Annotated in this window: 19 protein-coding genes; 9 read left to right on the plus strand and 10 right to left on the minus strand. The window is 64.1% G+C overall.

Annotated features, from left to right (window positions below; genetic code table 11):
- From ACQZ5H_RS00770 to ACQZ5H_RS00790, 5 genes are all read right to left on the minus strand, one after another.
- Positions 1-495, minus strand: a complete 495-nt coding sequence (locus tag ACQZ5H_RS00770; RefSeq protein WP_112719231.1) for a GNAT family N-acetyltransferase — start codon at positions 493-495, stop codon at positions 1-3.
- 300 nt (positions 496-795) lie between these two features.
- Positions 796-987: a hypothetical protein gene (locus tag ACQZ5H_RS00775; protein WP_199626420.1), complete on the minus strand. Its 192-nt coding sequence runs from the start codon at positions 985-987 to the stop codon at positions 796-798.
- A gap of 126 nt (positions 988-1,113) precedes the next feature.
- Positions 1,114-1,659, minus strand: a complete 546-nt coding sequence (locus tag ACQZ5H_RS00780) for a redoxin family protein (protein ID WP_449096437.1) — start codon at positions 1,657-1,659, stop codon at positions 1,114-1,116.
- A gap of 150 nt (positions 1,660-1,809) precedes the next feature.
- Positions 1,810-2,526: a hypothetical protein gene (locus ACQZ5H_RS00785; protein ID WP_449096438.1), complete on the minus strand. Its 717-nt coding sequence runs from the start codon at positions 2,524-2,526 to the stop codon at positions 1,810-1,812.
- Positions 2,527-2,567: 41 nt separating this feature from the next.
- On the minus strand, positions 2,568-3,212 hold the full coding sequence (locus ACQZ5H_RS00790; RefSeq protein WP_449096439.1) for a MarR family winged helix-turn-helix transcriptional regulator: 645 nt from the start codon (positions 3,210-3,212) through the stop codon (positions 2,568-2,570).
- A 116-nt stretch (positions 3,213-3,328) separates the two neighbouring features.
- Here ACQZ5H_RS00790 and dmeR point away from each other — a divergent pair, with 116 nt between their 5' ends.
- The 3 genes from dmeR (at position 3,329) to bla (ending at position 5,574) form a co-directional block, all read left to right on the plus strand.
- Complete coding sequence (gene dmeR, locus ACQZ5H_RS00795; protein ID WP_203429379.1) at positions 3,329-3,601, plus strand: metal/formaldehyde-sensitive transcriptional repressor; 273 nt, start codon at positions 3,329-3,331, stop codon at positions 3,599-3,601.
- 18 nt (positions 3,602-3,619) lie between these two features.
- Positions 3,620-4,609 (plus strand): CDF family Co(II)/Ni(II) efflux transporter DmeF, encoded by a 990-nt coding sequence (gene dmeF / locus ACQZ5H_RS00800; RefSeq protein ID WP_449096440.1) that lies wholly within the window; start codon positions 3,620-3,622, stop codon positions 4,607-4,609.
- Positions 4,610-4,686: 77 nt separating this feature from the next.
- A complete protein-coding gene (bla, locus tag ACQZ5H_RS00805) occupies positions 4,687-5,574 on the plus strand; it encodes a class A beta-lactamase (protein WP_449096441.1) in 888 nt (295 codons plus the stop codon).
- A gap of 103 nt (positions 5,575-5,677) precedes the next feature.
- Here bla and ACQZ5H_RS00810 read toward each other — a convergent pair whose 3' ends face one another.
- Entirely contained in the window at positions 5,678-6,181 is a 504-nt protein-coding gene (locus ACQZ5H_RS00810) for a hypothetical protein (protein ID WP_449096442.1), read from the minus strand.
- A 157-nt stretch (positions 6,182-6,338) separates the two neighbouring features.
- On the opposite strand from ACQZ5H_RS00810, the gene ACQZ5H_RS00815 reads away from it, so the two are divergent.
- Both ACQZ5H_RS00815 and ACQZ5H_RS00820 read left to right on the plus strand, forming a co-directional pair.
- Entirely contained in the window at positions 6,339-6,581 is a 243-nt protein-coding gene (locus ACQZ5H_RS00815) for a type II toxin-antitoxin system VapB family antitoxin (protein ID WP_449096443.1), read from the plus strand.
- A 2-nt stretch (positions 6,582-6,583) separates the two neighbouring features.
- Positions 6,584-6,988 (plus strand): type II toxin-antitoxin system VapC family toxin, encoded by a 405-nt coding sequence (locus ACQZ5H_RS00820; protein WP_449097004.1) that lies wholly within the window; start codon positions 6,584-6,586, stop codon positions 6,986-6,988.
- Positions 6,989-7,253: 265 nt separating this feature from the next.
- Here ACQZ5H_RS00820 and ACQZ5H_RS00825 read toward each other — a convergent pair whose 3' ends face one another.
- The gene (locus ACQZ5H_RS00825; RefSeq protein ID WP_449096444.1) at positions 7,254-9,593 is read right to left on the minus strand and encodes a glucose/quinate/shikimate family membrane-bound PQQ-dependent dehydrogenase; all 2,340 of its coding nucleotides are present in this window, start codon (positions 9,591-9,593) and stop codon (positions 7,254-7,256) included.
- A 291-nt stretch (positions 9,594-9,884) separates the two neighbouring features.
- On the opposite strand from ACQZ5H_RS00825, the gene ACQZ5H_RS00830 reads away from it, so the two are divergent.
- The 3 genes from ACQZ5H_RS00830 (at position 9,885) to ACQZ5H_RS00840 (ending at position 12,279) form a co-directional block, all read left to right on the plus strand.
- Positions 9,885-10,292 (plus strand): hypothetical protein, encoded by a 408-nt coding sequence (locus ACQZ5H_RS00830; RefSeq protein ID WP_449096445.1) that lies wholly within the window; start codon positions 9,885-9,887, stop codon positions 10,290-10,292.
- 83 nt (positions 10,293-10,375) lie between these two features.
- Entirely contained in the window at positions 10,376-11,749 is a 1,374-nt protein-coding gene (locus tag ACQZ5H_RS00835; RefSeq protein WP_449096446.1) for a PepSY-associated TM helix domain-containing protein, read from the plus strand.
- Positions 11,750-11,760: 11 nt separating this feature from the next.
- Positions 11,761-12,279 carry a copper uptake system-associated protein gene (locus ACQZ5H_RS00840; RefSeq protein ID WP_449096447.1) on the plus strand — a complete coding sequence of 173 codons (519 nt, stop codon included), beginning with the start codon at positions 11,761-11,763 and terminating at the stop codon, positions 12,277-12,279.
- A gap of 98 nt (positions 12,280-12,377) precedes the next feature.
- Here the strand turns inward: ACQZ5H_RS00840 and ACQZ5H_RS00845 are convergent, their stop codons facing one another.
- Positions 12,378-13,883: a protein adenylyltransferase SelO gene (locus ACQZ5H_RS00845; protein ID WP_449096448.1), complete on the minus strand. Its 1,506-nt coding sequence runs from the start codon at positions 13,881-13,883 to the stop codon at positions 12,378-12,380.
- 49 nt (positions 13,884-13,932) lie between these two features.
- Positions 13,933-14,460: a dihydrofolate reductase family protein gene (locus ACQZ5H_RS00850; protein ID WP_449096449.1), complete on the minus strand. Its 528-nt coding sequence runs from the start codon at positions 14,458-14,460 to the stop codon at positions 13,933-13,935.
- 257 nt (positions 14,461-14,717) lie between these two features.
- Between ACQZ5H_RS00850 and ACQZ5H_RS00855 the strand changes: the two genes are divergently transcribed.
- On the plus strand, positions 14,718-16,169 hold the full coding sequence (locus ACQZ5H_RS00855) for an MDR family MFS transporter (RefSeq protein WP_449096450.1): 1,452 nt from the start codon (positions 14,718-14,720) through the stop codon (positions 16,167-16,169).
- 61 nt (positions 16,170-16,230) lie between these two features.
- On the opposite strand, the gene ACQZ5H_RS00860 is transcribed toward ACQZ5H_RS00855, so the two are convergent.
- Positions 16,231-16,425, minus strand: coding sequence for a hypothetical protein (locus ACQZ5H_RS00860; RefSeq protein WP_199626439.1), 195 nt, complete (start codon positions 16,423-16,425; stop codon positions 16,231-16,233).
- Positions 16,426-16,433: the final 8 nt, after the last annotated feature.

Consider the following 16,433-nt stretch of genomic DNA (forward strand, 5'->3'; position numbering starts at 1 on the left):
TCAGGCGAGCGCCTGCATGTAGCGCATGCCGGTGACCGGGCGCGCCGTGAAATCCATGTACTGGTAGAAGCGGTGCGCCTGGATATTGCCGGTCGCAGCGCTAACCGAGAGGTAATCGCAGCCGGCAGTCTTCGCCGTCTCGCGGGCGCGGTTGACGAGGTGCTGGCCGATGCCGTGGCCGCGATGGCCGTCGCGCACGAAAAGATGGTGCAGGTCCATGCCCCGCTTGCCTTCCTGGGCGCGGTAGAGCGGGCAGAGGATGGCGTAGCCGATCAAGCCCTCGTCGGTCTCGGCCACCAGCGCGGTGATCCACGGAACCGGGCCGAAGAGATCGCGCTCCAGCTGCTCCGGCGTCGATCCTGCGGCATCGCCGTGATGCAGCGCAAGCAGACTGATCATTTCGTTGAGTTCGGGCAAATCGCGCGGCTTTGCCGTGCGGATCGTCACCACGGGCGGCCGTATCAATGAGATTTCGCTGTCTTCGATTTCAATCATGGCCTTCGCGTCCTTTTCTATTTCTGCCGTCAGGACGCTGCCGATACAACAAAGCCGCCTGACGGCGGCTTGTTGACAATATGATCTGTCGAGCCGCCCTTTACAGGTACAGCCAAAAATACGTGCTGGTGATGTGCGCGTTCTTGATCATGGAGCGATAGATTCTCCAGATCGCGGATTTTGTCAATGGCACTTTCGGGCGCTTTTGGAGGTATCTTCGCAATTAACAAAACACATAGATCAGCCCGGCGATCGCCGCGATGCAGATGAGAGCGAGTGTGCCGCGTTCGATCCGGCCGCTCATCGCGGCCACCATGCCGCAAGCGACGACAGGCTGAAAATCAGGGCGACGGCGAGGGTGATCGCGCACCAGCCGAGCGCCCGGCGGACGGATTGCGGCAGGCGCCGCAGCGCCGGTTCGATTTGTGCCGGAGCGGCTGATGCCACCGCTTCGGCCTTTACTTCCTGCTGTTCATCCCCGGAATTCTCCATCGGGAGACCTCGCATCGCCGCTCGGTGTCAGCCGTTGCATCCCCATGAAAACGCGCCGGTAGGGATGGTACACTGCCGGTGCCGGTCTGGCTTTTGCATTTGACATGTCGGCGCCGGAAATCGGCGTCAGCGTTCGGACACTTCGCAGCGCCCATCCGCGCAGCCATCGCTACCCACGCTCTCACCCGCATCCCTGACCGGTGCCGCCAGCGCCATGGCGATCCTGGCGCCGACGGCCATGTCGTCTTCGACGCCGAAGGCGTGGTGTAGGATGGTGCCGTCGCGGCCGATGAGGACGGAGGAGGGGGTGCCGCGCAGGCCATAGCGGCGCATGGTGACGGGAATGTCCGACTGGCCGTCGGCCTGATCGACGCCGATCGGCGAGGTCAGCCGGTATTCGTGGATGAAGGCCTTCAGCGTCACCGGCGTCATCGCCTCGTGATGCTCGAAGACGGTGTGGAGGCCGATGACCTGCAGGTCGGTATGGCCGAAGAGCCGCTCGATGCGGCGCACCTGCGGCAGGCTTTCGGATACACAGCCCGGGCAGAGAAGCTGGAAGCTGTGGAGATAGATCACCCGTCCGCGCAGGCCTTCGAGGGTCAGTGGCGTCCTAGTGTTGAACCATTGGCTGACGGCGAGTTCCGGCGCGGTAATGGCGGTTTCGTTCGGCATTGCTGAAATCCTTTCTTGAGCCGGCCCACCCCGGCGCAGTTGCAAACGGTGCATGCGGGGGAGTAAGTCTGGGCGGCTTTCTCTTTTCCATTTGCCTGGAGAGAGGAACATGCCGGTCCGCCGATGGCAGTTGGCGGACCGGCGCCTTCCTTATTTGGCGGGCATCACCTTGCCGGGAAGGCTGAGATTGCCCGAGGCGACCTTGAAGACATTGTCGACGCAAAGCAGCGGCGAATGCAGGTTGCCGTTGATCTTCAGCCCGGCCGTCACGCCATCATAGGACGCGCCCTTGATGCCGCCGATCAGCGACAGCGGGATGGTGACGTCGACGGTATCGCCCTTCAGCGCCGTCGGATATTCCGGGCTGTCGATCAGAAGCGGCACGCCCGGCCAGGTGGCCGGAAGCTTCGGCTTACTGCCTTCAGGGATATCGCTGACCTTCAGCCCGCCGGCGCAGGCCTTGTCCTCGTTCAGCACCACCCAATGCGGATGCCAGACCGAGCGGTTCTGCTTGCCATAGGCGGCATCGTCGAAATCCGGATGGAAGGTGACGGCCAGCGCCACGATCCCCTTGTCCTTCTCGAAGCCGATATCGCCGCTGTTGAGCGAGGTCGGCCAGACATAGGCATAGACGCCGGATCCTTCGAATTTGCCCGTCGCCGCGGGCTTCTCGCTGCCAGCCTCGCCGCGCACGCGGGTCGAGAAGGTGGCGCTATCCTTTGTGGTGGTGATCCGCGTCTCGATGATGTCGAACGCCGCCTTCACCTTGTCGTCCGGCTTGGCTTCGACGGAGTGGGCTGCAGTGAAATTCGGCGCGAGCGCCAGCGTTCCGGCGATCAGCGCGCCGGTCAGTATAGGCCTGAACATGGTCGGTTCCTTTCCTGTTCCTGTTTGCCTGGAGAGCCTGCCTATCCCTTTTGAAAGGCGTCCCAGGTGGCAGCCCGGGTTGCCGGATCGGCAGTTTCATGTTCGCGGCAATCGACGCGGAAATCGCGTTGGCCGAAGGCCGCATTCACGAAGTCGCAATGATGCGGCCTGGCCGCGTCATCGTGCTGGTAGGGGCGGAAATAGCGGCAGGTGGCGCACATGCGCTGCACCGGTATCGCCTCGGCCTCCTGGAGATGCCGGATCATCTTGACGATCGACATCAGCAAATCTTCCTGTTCACCGGCGGGAAGCGCCCGCGCGGCCGCTGCCGCCGATCCCTCGGCCGCATTCGCCTCGGCCAGGATCGCGCGTCCTGCAGCGCTCACCACCACGGCCGCCGCGCGCTTGTCGCCCGCTGCCGCTGCCTTTTCCGCATAGCCCTTGCGCTCCAGCGCCGCGATCGAATCCGTCGCCGTCGGCTGCGAGACACCAAGATGGACGGCGATCTCCTTGACCCGCACCGGCCGGTCGCGCCCGGCGAGGTAATCGAGGATCGCAAGCTGCGTCGGCTTCAGGCCGGTCGCTTCGGCGCGCGTCCAGTCGTCGCTGCGCATGGCGGCTGCCAGACGCGCCAGGCCTTCGCTGATGCGGCGTGAGATCGGGGTCGGGTCAGATGGCGTTTCCATGATGCTTATATATAGGAGTCCTATATAAATTCAAGATGGACCTGCGGCAGCTTGGCTCTTTCGTGAAGGCGCATATCCATGATAGGGTACCCCCCTATATTAAATCGAGAGCAGAGATGTCCCACACCCAGCACCAGAAAAAGAAGCTGATCGCCCGCATCAGCCGCCTCAAGGGCCAGCTCGAGGCCGTGGAGCGCGCGCTGGATGCCGGGCGGCCCTGCGGCGATATCCTGCAGCTGCTGGCCTCGATCCGCGGCGCGCTGAACGGGCTGACCGGCGAGGTGCTGGATGACCACCTGCATGAACACGTCCTCCACGCCGCCGACGAGAAGGCGCGGGCAGAGGCGGTGGAAGAGATTTCGGAAGTGCTGCGGACCTATATCCGCTGACGAGTTGAGGACTGCGCAATGACTGCGAACACGCTTGAACATGAACACGTCTTTCTGGGCGCCGATCACGACCGCAACGAACGCCGCGTCTGGCTGGTGATCGCGCTGACGGCGGTGATGATGGTCGTCGAGATCGGGGCAGGGACCTATTACGGCTCCATGGCGCTGGTCGCCGATGGCTGGCACATGTCCACCCATGCAAGCGCGCTGCTGATCTCGGCCTGCGCCTATCTCTATGCCCGCAAGCAGGCCCATAACCCGCGCTTCACATTCGGCACCGGCAAGCTCGGCGATCTCGCCGGTTTCGCGAGTGCCATCATCCTGGCGCTGATCGCGCTGCTGATGGCCTGGGAGAGCTTCCTGCGCATCACCCATCCCGTACCGATCAGCTTTGCCCAGGCGATCGGCGTTGCCGTTGCCGGTCTCGCCGTCAATCTCGCCAGCGCCTGGCTGCTGCGCGGCGAGGGCCATCATCACGGCCATGCTAGTGGCCACGGCCACAGCCATGGCCACGATCACGGTCACCACCACCATGGTGATCACGCCCATCACGGCCCCGGAAATCACGGCCATGGCGCCGACAACAACATGCGCGCCGCCTATATCCACGTCATCGCCGATGCGCTGACCTCGGTGCTCGCTATTGCCGCACTCGCCTTCGGCAGCGTCTATGGCTGGCTGTGGCTCGATCCGCTGATGGGCATTGTCGGCGGCATCATCATCGCCCAGTGGTCCTACGGCCTGATGAAATCCTCGGGCCGCGTGCTGCTCGATGCGATGGAAGAGAACGAGGATCTGCCCGGCGAAATCCGCCAGGCGATCGAAACCGGCGGCGACCGCATCACCGATCTGCATGTCTGGCAGGTCGGCCCCGGCCACCACGCGGCGATTGTCGCCCTCGTCAGCGCCGATCCGCAGGCGCCGGAAGTCTACAAGGCCAAGCTCGAGGCACTCGGCGAATTGTCGCATGTGACGGTGGAGGTCAGCCGCGCAAGGGCTGCAGCCTGATATCTTTTTTGACGCGGCGACATCGCGCCACAATCGCTCCTTAATTCTGTCCTCCGGTGATTCTGCCGGAGGATTTCATGCCCATTGCCCTGACCCGCCGGAGCCTGCTGATAGGCTCTGCGCTTCTCTATCCCGCCGTCATGCTGGTGCCGGGAGCGCGGGCCGATGACGATGATGTCGACCAGCAGCTGGCGGCACTCGAAAAGCGCACGGGTGGGCGCCTCGGCGTCTCGGTCATGGATACCGGCACCAATGTCAGCTTCTCCAATCGCGAGACCGAGCGCTTCCCGCTGCTCAGCACCTTCAAGGTCCTGGCCTCCGGCATGGTTCTCGCCCGGGTTGACAAGGGCGAGGAAAATCTCGAACGCCGCGTCACCTACGATCAGGACAAGATCGTCACCTATTCGCCGGAAACCGAAAAGCATGTCGGCGCCGAAGGCATGACCGTCGGCGAGCTCTGCAAGGCGGCGATCACGATGAGCGACAATACCGCCGGCAACCTGCTGCTCGAAAGCCTCGGCGGCCCGGAAGCGCTGACCAAATGGCTGCGCTCGATCGGCGACACCTCGACCCGCCTCGATCGCATCGAGACCGCGCTCAACGAAGCCAAGAAGGACGACCCGCGCGACACGACGACGCCGGATGCGATGCTGGATACGCTCGGCAATCTCACCCTCGGCTCGGTGCTGTCGGAGCCCTCGCGCACGCAGCTGATCGACTGGATGGTGGCGAATACCACGGGTGCCGCCCGCCTGCGCGCCGGCCTGCCGGAGGAGTGGAAGATCGGCGACAAGACCGGCACGGGCAATAACGGCTCGGCCGCCGATATCGCCGTCCTCTGGCCGGAGGAGAGCGGCTCGCCGATCCTCGTCGCCACCTATATCGCCGAGGCGACGGCGCCGGTTTCCGAGCTCAACGAAGTCTTTGCCGAAGTCGCCAAGATCGCCGCCGGCATGCTGCAATAATCAATTCCATCAAAGCGATACGGCGGAGATGTGAATCTCCGCCGCATGGACTTGAATCGGATTATGAAGGGGCGTCGGACTGTGCCGATCGGCCCCGGACCGGTCAGCCCGAGGTGGTCTGATTGTCGGATGCTGTCTGCGGCACGTCTGCCGTTGCCTGGCTGCCCTTGCCGTCGTCGTCGATGCCGGTAAGCTGCTTCTTGATCGCATCGGCGATCTGCTTTTCGATCGCCGCCCGGGCGTCCGGATCCATCCCTTTGAGGCTTTCTTCACTGAGGCCCATCTGGTCGAGAATGCTTTTGCGGATCTTCTCCGCCGGCGTCATGTTGGCGTAGTCCTGGAATTCCTGGAGCAGCGCATCGTGCTTCTGCTTGGCCTCGACATCGGCGTCCGTCTCTTGCGCGATCGTCGTATCCGATGCCGTCTGCATCGACCACATCACGCTGGAGATCGAAGGCGCCGTATAGCTCGGCGCCATCCCGCCACCGACTTCACGCGCAGAGCTCTCGGCCTGCATCGGCGTGTTCTGCTGTTGCTGCTTGGCGCGCTGGTCGCCGGAAAGATTGTAGGGATTGAAAAGGCTTAGAACACTGCCGTTGATTTCCATGAAAAGGACTCCCTCAAAGATTGCGCAGACCATCGGCGCGGAAACATGCGCGAAGCTGGATTTGCTTATTTAAGGTTGTGCTGAAAAGGTGGATGGGTAGCGTCTGCTGACAGCGGGTGAGGGGTGTGGTATATCCCTTTTACGGAAAGGATATCCCATGGCTCTCTACGTCAAGGATGAGGAAGTCGGGCGGCTTGTCGAGCGGCTGGCGAAGGCCCGGCGGCAGACCAAGACCGAAGTGTTGCGGCAGGTCCTGCAGAAGGAAATCGAGCGAGAGGGCATCAAGCCTTCGCTTGTCGAAAAGGGCATGGAGTTCGCCCGCAAGCTCAGAGCGAAAGGCGACCCCGCAGCCGGCCAGCCTGCCGGCAAGGCCTTCATCGATAGCCTCTACGAGGACTGATGATGTTTGTCGACGCATCGGCCCTGACCGCCATCCTGACATCCGAGGCGGATGGCCCAGACTTGCTGGCGCGCCTACAATCAGGCGATCGCCGCCTCACGTCGCCGCTCGCCGTCTGGGAAACGGCGGTCGCCGTCGCCCGCATCCTCGGCCTCGATGTGGCGGACGCCCACCAGGCAGTCGAAGACTTCCTGCAGCTCGCCTCGATCGAGGTCATCGCCGTTCCGGCAGAAACCCGCCACGCCGCCATCACCGCCTACGCCCGCTTCGGCAAGTCACGCCACCCGGCCGCCCTCAACTTCGGCGACTGCTTCGCCTACGCCTGCGCCCGTGAACAGCGCATGCCGCTGCTCTACAAGGGGGATGACTTCGCGCAGACGGACATTGAGGCTGTGATTATCGAATGATTTGAGCCCAGCGCCCGGAGCCCCCTCACCCTACCCTCTCCCCGTGGGGGAGAGGGGATGTTGGCGCGAGAGGCTGTGGCGGTTTTCCCTTCTCCCTTCGGGGAGAAGGTGGCCCGAAGGTTTCAGGTGCAACTCGTTGCACCGGGGATGAGGGGGCTCCGGGTGCCTCCGTTTCCCTCATCCTGTGACGTGGGCGCAGCCCTAAGGTCAGTGGAGCGCGGCCGGCTGAGGCGGCCTAGCCGCAAACCCGCCCCCATCACCACCATCAAGGCAACGTATACCCAATCACATAATCCCCCGGTTTGGTCCCGACCGACCCATGCCCGCCGGCAACCATCACCACATACTGCTTGTTGTCAGAGGTCGTATAGGTCATCGGCGTTGCCTGCCCACCGGCAGGCAGCCGGGCCTGCCAGAGTTGCGCCCCGCTGGTCACGTCATAGGCGCGCAGATAGTTGTCGACGGCGGCACCCAGGAAGGCCACGCCGCCCTTGGTCATCATCGGGCCGCCGATGCCGGGGACGCCGACCTTGAAGGGCAGGGGCAGCGGCGTCATGTCGTGGACGGTGCCGTTCTTGTGCATATAGGCGATCTTGCCGGTGCGCAGGTCGACGCCGGCGACATAGCCCCATGGCGGCGCCTGGCAGGGAATGCCGAGCGGTCCGAGGAACGGTCCCATGAACACGCCGTAGGGCGCGCCGTCATTGCGGTTGAGGCCCTGTTCGCTGCCCTTCTCGTCCTGGCCGCGCGGCGGAATGTCGGCGGCCGGAACGAGCCTCGAGGTGAAGGCCAGATAGGTCGGCATGCCGAACATGATCTGCCGTTCGGGATCGACCGCGACCGAGCCCCAGTTGAAGGTGCCGAAATTGCCGGGATAGACGATCGTGCCCTGAAGCGACGGCGGCGTGTATCGGCCCTCGTATTTGTAGCGGTGGAACTCGATGCGGCAGGCGAGCTGATCGAACAGCGAGACGCCCCACATGTTCTTTTCCTGCAGTGGATCGGGCGAGAAGGTCAGATCCGAGATCGGCTGCGTCGGCGCCGTCTTGTCCTCCGGAATGGCGCCTGATGGAGCCGGGATTTCCTTGAAGGGAATGATCGCCTCGCCGGTGCGCCGGTCGAGCACGTAAATATCGCCCTGCTTGGTCGGCGCCACCAGCGCCGGCACGACGGAGCCGTCCGGCTTGGTCATGTCGAACAGCACCGGCTGGGCCGGAACGTCCATGTCCCAGAGATCGTGGTGGACGAACTGCTGCACCCATTTCAGTTGACCAGTGTTGATGTCGAGTGCTGCGACCGAGGAGGAGAACTTCTCGACATTGGCGCTTCTGCCCATGCCGAGCTGGTCGGGCACCTGGTTGCCGAGCGGGATATAGACCATGCCGAGGCCTTCATCGACCGAGAGCACCGACCAGCTGTTCGGCGAGTTGGTCGTGTAGGTCTGCCCCTGCGGCAGCGGCGTCGTCACATCCGGATTGCCGGAATCCCAGTTCCAGAGCAGGGCGCCGGTATTGATGTCGAAGGCGCGGATGACGCCGGACTGTTCCTGCGTCGAATAATTGTCGTTGACGGCACCGCCGATGATCAGCTTGCCCGCAACGGCAACCGGCGGCGAGGTCGAATAGTAGTAACCGGCCGGATTGTATTTCATGCCGGTCTCAAGATGCAGCGTGCCCTTGTCGGCAAAGCTCTCGCAGACCTTCCCGTCCGCCGCATCGAGCGCGATCAGCCGGGCATCGGAGGTCGGCAGGTAGACGCGGTCGACGCAGGGCTGGCCGGCCGCCGTCGCCGTGTCGTGGTAATAGGTGACGCCGCGGCAGGTCTGGTGCTGCCGGTCCGGGTTCATGCCGGAATTGGCGTCGAACTTCCATTTCTCCTTGCCGGTCTTGGCATCGAGTGCGATCGCCCAGTTATGCGGCGTGCAGAGATAGAGCGTGTCGTTCACCTTCAGCGGCGTCACCTGATAGGTGGTCTCGCCGACATCGTCGGGCCGCTTGACGTCGCCGGTCTGGTAGCGCCAGACCTCCTTCAGGTCCTTGACGTTTGTGGCATTGATCTGGTCGAGCGGCGAATAGCGCTGGCCGAAAGGCGTGCGCCCATACTGATGCCACTCGCCATCCGGTACATCGCCACCGAAGGGCGGGGCGGCCGCCACCACATCCTTCGGCAGGTCGCCAGCGAGATCATGCGGATCCGTCGTCATCGAGTAACCGGCAACCAGGATGGCGATGATCACGGGAACGCCAAGCGGCCAGGGATTGGCGCTGTAGACTGCACCTGTCGGGCTCGCAAAACCGAGTGGCCGGCGGATCCAGGGCGTCAGCAGCCAGAGCCCGAGCAGAATGATGAGGCCGCCGCGCGGCCCTAGCTGCCACCAGTCGAAGCCGACTTCCCAGACGGCCCAGATCAGCGCCGCGACGACGAGCGCCGCATAGACCCAGAGCGCCACCGCCTTGCGCATGAGGAGCAGCACGGCGGTGATGATGAACATCGCGCCGGCGAAGAGATAGAAGATGCTGCCGCCGAGCAGCACGAGCCACAGCCCGCCGCCGCCAAGCGCCAGTCCGATGAGGATAAAGAGGACGGAGGTTATGGCAATCGCCATGAAAGGATCTCCCGCTGAAACCCGCCTCCGGGGGCGGAGCGCGGGCAGGGTTTCCCGGGTGCCGGGATGGAATTGCGAAAAGGCCCGCGGCAAGGGCTGGAGGCTGCCACCGCAAGCATTCTCAAGCACATAGAGCGAGACTTCTGCCTTTCAACCGCCACAATTGCCGCAACCTGCGCAGGGCAGCCATGCGCTTACGACGGGCCGAAACGGCGGTCGGCGCTAATGCCGCATTGAGCTTTGAGGGCGATGCCGCTATCAACCCTTCCGCGCCTTCAGGGCAGGGGTCACATGAAATATCTTGGTCGCAGATTCGAGCAGTGGGCTGTGCGCATTCTATGCGCCATCGCGCTCGTGTCCGTCGGCTTTGCCCATCAGCTGCCGGTCTCGGCGGCCGAGCTCTCCGGCCCTGCCGATTATTCCGCCTATGCCCTGCCGGATGGAACCCTGCCGACGCTCTGCGTTACCGTCACCGACGATAGCGGCAAGAGCCAGCATGGCGCCGATCACAATCATGGTTGCGAAGCCTGCCGCATCAGCGCCACCGCGATGCTGCCGTCTCCGGCCGATGTGTCGGGTGCGCCGCTCGGCTATGCTATTGCCGAAGCCGCGCCGTTGCGCGCCGCCGTCTTCCACCGCGATCCCTTCCCGCCGAATACAGGGCCGCGAGCGCCCCCTGCAGATCCGCTGACTGCCTGAACCCGCGCCCCGGTCATCCGGCCCGGCGGCGTGCTTCGCTTTCGGCTGCGTCTCGGGCGCTGCCATGGATCTGGAATTCTCTCATGTCTTCAATCACCTCCGCCGAGCCGGTGGAGAGCGCCGCTTCGGGCGTCTCGCTCTACCGCGCTATCTGGCGCTGGCACTTCTTCGCCGGCCTGCTTGCCGTGCCCTTCATGCTCAATCTGGCGATCACCGGCTCGCTCTATCTCTTCAAGGACGAGATCAACAATAGCCTCTTCGCCTATCGCTACGACGTCGCCCCGGCAGGCCAGCCGTTGGCGCCCCAGGCCATCGCCGACATCGCCACCTCGGCCGTCCCCGGCTCCGTCGCCACCACCTACAGGGACCCGGCGACGCCGGAGCGCTCGGCGATCGTCACGGTCTCAGGCGCGGGCGGCCCGACGCTGGTTTTCGTCAATCCCTATGATGGCAAGGTGCTGGACACGGTCGCCTCGGCCGACGAGTTCAACACCGTCGTCAAGCACATTCACAGCCTTGCCTATTTCGGCGATATCGCCAACCGCCTGGTGGAGATCGCCGGTGGCTTTGCCATGGTGCTTGTCGTCACAGGCATCTATCTCTGGTGGCCGCGCCGCCAGACGGGTGGCGTCGTCAGCGTTCGCGGCACGCCTGACAGACGCGTCTTCTGGCGCGACCTGCATGCCGTCACCGGCGCCTTTGCCGGTCTTCTCATCCTGTTCCTGGCGGTCACCGGCATGCCCTGGTCGGGCTATTGGGGCGCCAATGTGCAGGCTTTCCTCGGCAGCCACGGCATGGGCTATCCGGCGCAGCTCTGGGACGACGTGCCGAAATCGGCGAAGGTGACGCAGGATATCCTGCCCAAGGTCGGCTGGACCGTCGAGAAGGCGCCGGTGCCGCTTTCGGACATCGCCGCCGCCCAGTCGAAACAGCCGATCGGGCTCGACAAGGCCGTCGAGATCGCCAAGGCGGCGGGCGTCACCCCGGGCTTCGACATGGCGATCCCGTCAACCGTATCAGGCGTCTATACCGCGGCGATCTTCCCCGACGATCTCTCCCGCGAGCGCACGCTGCATATCGACCAATATTCCGGCAAGCCGCTGGTCGATATCAGCTTCGGCGCCTATCCCTTCCTCGGCAAGGCGATCGAATGGGGCATCAATGTCCACCAGGGGCAGGAATGGGGCCGGTTCAACCAGTTCCTGATGCTGGCGACTTGCCTGGCGATCATTCTCTCCTGCGTCACCGCCGTCGTCATGTGGTGGAAGCGCCGCCCGCTCGGGCGCGTCGGCGTGCCGCCGCTGCCGCCGCAGCGCTCGGTCTATATCGGACTCTGGGTGATCGCGCTCGCCTTCTCGCTGGCTTTCCCGCTGACGGGCCTCGCGATCCTTGCGATGATCGCCTTCGACCAGCTCGTCATCCGCTTCGTGCCGCCGCTGCGGCGCGCGTTTTCGTGAGGGAGACGATGATGAAAACCGTCCCGATCCTGATCGCCGCCGCCCTCTCGCTGGCCGCGCCGATGACTTCCCATGCCGAGACGATGCAAATGCCCGACGGCACGACGATGGATATGCCGATGGACCAACCGCCCTCCGGCGACCCGCAGCAGCTGATTTCCGATGTGCTGAAGACGATGTTCGAAACCCCGGCCAAACCGCTCGCCATCGGCCCGGTCACGGTCCAGGGCGGCTGGGCGATCGTCGGCTGGCAACAGGACGGCCGCGGCGGCCGCATCCTGCTGCAGAACGGGGAACACGGCTGGCGTCCGCTGCTCTGCAGCGGCGATGCGATCAGGGAAGGGGACGCGCTCACCAAAGCCGGTGTCCCCGCCACCGATGCGACCGCGCTGGCCGCTGCTCTCAAGGATGCCGAAGCCACAGCCGATCCAAAGGCCCTGCAAGCCTTCGCCAGCTTCGAGGGCACGGTGACGCTCGGTGCCGCGACCGCCTCAGCCGCCCATGCCGGCCACGAAGGCCACGGCAAGTAGCCTTGGTCGGTGGATTACTTCCCTTCTCCCCGTCGGGGAGAAGGTGCCCGATAGGGCGGATGAGGGGGCCGCATGCCGCAGCACTCACCCTTTCAAACTCAAGTCCCGCAAAACGTCTGCAAAACCCGCTCTTCCAGCTTCGGCGGATCCATATAGGCCGCAAATACCGGCTGATCCTGATAGGGATTGGCCAGCACCTTCACCAGCGCCTCGAACAGCGAGAAATCGCCATCTTCCATGGCGGCGTTGATCGCCTGCTCGATCCGGTGGTTGCGCGGAATGAAGGCCGGGTTGACCGCAAGCATCGCCACGCTCCGGGCCTCTGCCGTCTGCGGATCGCGCGCGGTCCGATCGCGCCAGCGCACCAGCCAGCCCATCGCTTCGCCGATGCCGTCGAATGTCGAGAGAAATTCGCCCTCGGCCGCATCGTCGCCCGCGAGCTTCGAAAGCCGCCGGAAGGCCAGCGTGAAATCCGCCTGTCCGGCCTGCATGGCCGCCAGCAGCGCCTGGATCAGGTCGAGATCGCCATCCTCTTCGGAGACAAGCCCGATCTTCTCGCGCATCCCCGCTAGCCAATGGGCCTGGAAGCGCTCGCCGTAACCCTTGATGACCGTATTGGCGAGATTGACCGCCTTGTCCTGATCCTCGTCGAAGAGCGGGATCAGCGTCTCGCCGAGCCGCGCCAGGTTCCACTGGCCGATTCCGGGCTGGTTGGCATAGGCATAGCGCCCCTGCTGGTCGATCGAGGAGAACACGGTGCCGGGATCATAGGCATCCATGAAGGCACAGGGGCCGAAATCGATCGTCTCGCCGGAGATCGTCATATTGTCGGTGTTCATCACGCCATGAATGAAGCCGACATGCAGCCAGCAGGCGATGAGCGCTGCCTGCCGCTCGGCAACGGCTTCGTAGAGCGCGAGATAGCGGTTTTCGGCGCCCGAAATCTCCGGGTAATGCCGCTCGATCACATGATCGGCGAGCGCCCTGACGCCATCGGTATCACCGCGCGCCGCAAAGAACTGGAAGGTGCCGACGCGGATATGGCTCGCCGCCACGCGGGTAAAGACCGCGCCCGGCAGCACCCGCTCGCGATAGACGGGTTCGCCGGTCGAGACGGCCGCGAGCGCCCGTGTCGCGGGAACGCCGAGCGCATACATCGCCTCGCTGACGATATATTCGCGCAGAACCGGCCCGAGCGCGGCCCGCCCATCGCCCCGCCTGGAAAACGGCGTCTGTCCGGCGCCCTTCAGCTGGATGTCGCGGCGTTTGCCGTTCCGGTCGATCACCTCGCCAAGCAGGATCGCCCGCCCGTCGCCGAGCTGCGGGTTGAACTGGCCGAACTGATGTCCGGAATAGGCCATCGCCAGCGGATCGGCGCCATCAGGCACGAGATTGCCGGAAAACATCGCCGCACCGTCAAGCTTCAGCCGCTCGACATCGAGCCCGAGCTCGGCTGCGAGCTCCTCGTTCAGCTTGATCAGCCAGGGCTCCGCCACCTGCGACGGCGTCTGGCGCGCGAAGAAATGCGCCGGCAGCCGGGCATAGCTGTTGTCGAACGGAAATACGGCGGCGCGAGGCGCGTTCTGTGACGGTGCTGAGCTCATGCCTCAATAGGTAGGGCCGGGGTGGAGGAGGCGCAAGCGGCTTACGCCGCTACGCCGGCACATAAGTCAGCCGCACCACATCGCCGACGATCCGCTCATGGGCGGCGAGGCGCAGCGGCGGGCGCGGCCCGGCAAAGAACGGCCGCCCCTGCCCAAGCACGACCGGATGCGTATAGAGCCGGTATTCGTCGATCAGTCCGCTATCGGCCAGGCTATGCGCCAGCACCGGCCCGGCAACCGTGATCTCCCCCTCACGCTCCGCCTTCAGCTTGGCAATCACCGCCTCGATATTGTCGCGGACAAGCACCGCATTCGGCCCGACCTCCGTCAGCGACCGCGACACCACCCATTTCGGCAGCTTCCGCCAGGCTTCGGCAAAGGCCCGGTGCTCATCGCTCCAGCCCTCCTGATCCTCGTCCCAATAGCGCATCAGCCCATACATCGTCCGCCCGTAGACGGTAGCGCTCAGCTCCTGCGTCCGCTTCACCCAATGGCTGAACAAAGGCTCCGGCGACATCCGGTCATGATCCACATAGCCGTCGATCGACTGGTTCATCTCAAACACAAGCTTCGCCATGCAAGAAAACCTCCACCAGGGTTTGGAGTGTAGCGGGAAACGGCGATGGGGGGAATGCGGGGGCGATTACGTTACCCTCTGCACCCACCCAAGTAGCCATTCGGTTACATCATGCCAGCATTTCCTAAAATGCATGCCTTTGCCACATTTGCGGGCGTATACACGTCGTTATCCCCCGTGTGGCATCATGCCATTTCACATCTGCGGCCCTGTCGTCATCAATGGCTTCGCCGCGTCATTGCGAGTGATCCCTGCTGATGCCGGATCAGATATTCCACCCCGTTCGCACCGAGCGGGCCGCCCCGAATTTTCGCACGATCGCGCTGATCGTGGCGAGTGCCATGCTGATGGAAAACGTCGATGCCACGGTGCTGGCGACGGCGTTGCCGACCATGGCTCGCGATTTCGGCGTCGATGCGCCGTCGATGAGTATCGCGCTCACGTCCTACCTGCTGAGCCTCGCGATCTTCATCCCCGCAAGCGGCCGCATGGCGGATCGCTTCGGCTCGCGCACCGTGTTCCGTTCGGCGATCGCCGTCTTCGTCGCCGGGTCGATCGCCTGCGCGCTGGCGCCGAACCTCTTCCTGCTGGTCGTCGCCCGGCTGATCCAGGGCGTCGGCGGCGCCATGATGATGCCGGTCGGCCGTCTGGTGCTGATGCGCAGCGTCGCCCGCAAGGATATGGTCAATGCCATGTCCTGGCTGTTGATTCCGGCGCTGATCGGCCCGATCATCGGCCCGCCGCTCGGCGGCTTCATCGTCACCTATCTCGACTGGCGCTGGATTTTCTACATCAACGTGCCGATCGGCATCGTCGGTTTCATCCTCGTGTCGATCTTCATCGACGAGGTGAAGGGCAAGGCGATCGGCCCGTTCGATACCGTCGGCTTCATCTTCTCCGGCATTTCGCTGGGATCGCTGCTGTTTGGCTTCGAAATGTCGAGCCGAGAGGGCGAGGCCTCGGCCGCCGTCTTCCTGATCGCCATCGGCCTGCTCTTCGGCATCTGTTATCTGCGCCACGCCCGCAAGCATCCGGCGCCGATCATGGATTTCTCGCTGATGAAGGTGCCGACCTTCGGCACCTCGGTCATCGCCGGTTCGCTGACGCGCATCACCCAGGGCGCGCAGCCCTTCCTGCTGCCGCTGCTCTTCCAGGTCGGCTTCGGCATGTCGGCGGCAACCGCCGGCCAGATCGTCATCGCCACCGCCATCGGCTCGATGGCGATGAAGCCGCTCTCCGGCCCGGTCTTCCGCCGCCTGGGTTTCCGCAACAGCCTGATCATCAACGGCCTGCTCGGCACGCTCGGCTATGGCCTCTGCGCCGCCTTCAGCCCGGAATGGCCGGTCAGCGTGATGTTCGCCGTGCTGACGCTCAGCGCCTTCTTCCTGTCGTTCCAGTTCATGGCCTACAACACCATCGCCTACGACGAGATCAGCCACGAGCGCATGAGCTCGGCCACCAGCTTCTACACCACTTTCCAGCAGCTGATGCTGTCGCTCGGCATCTGCATCGGCGCTCTCGCCCTGCACGGCTCGATGACGGTCAGCGGCAGCGAGCAGCCGAAGCTCCACGATTTCTCCACCGCCTTCATCGTCGTCACCATCATCTCGCTCGCCGCCACCATCTGGAACCTGCGCTTCGCCCCGAACGCCGGCTCGGAAATCAGCGGCCACCGGCGCAAGGATGCCGTGGCGAGCGCCGAGCACTGACACTCCGGGCGCACCGCGCCCGGAACTACTCACTACTCACTACTCACTATTCGCTATTCGCTCACTCACACGTCGACCGCCGCCCATGCGGCCCGATGCCGATGTCGCGCAGCAGATGGCTGTCGACGGCTTCGAAGGGCATCATGCCGGCGTCGGCGCATTGGCGGGCCTTGCTTTTGGTCTTCGGCCAGATCGGATGATGCGTCATCATCCGTATCAGCCGTCTCGGGGTTAGTTTCTTTCTCAGGCTGGTCATCGCTTTCT

This window comes from Rhizobium sp. 21-4511-3d (assembly GCF_053522545.1).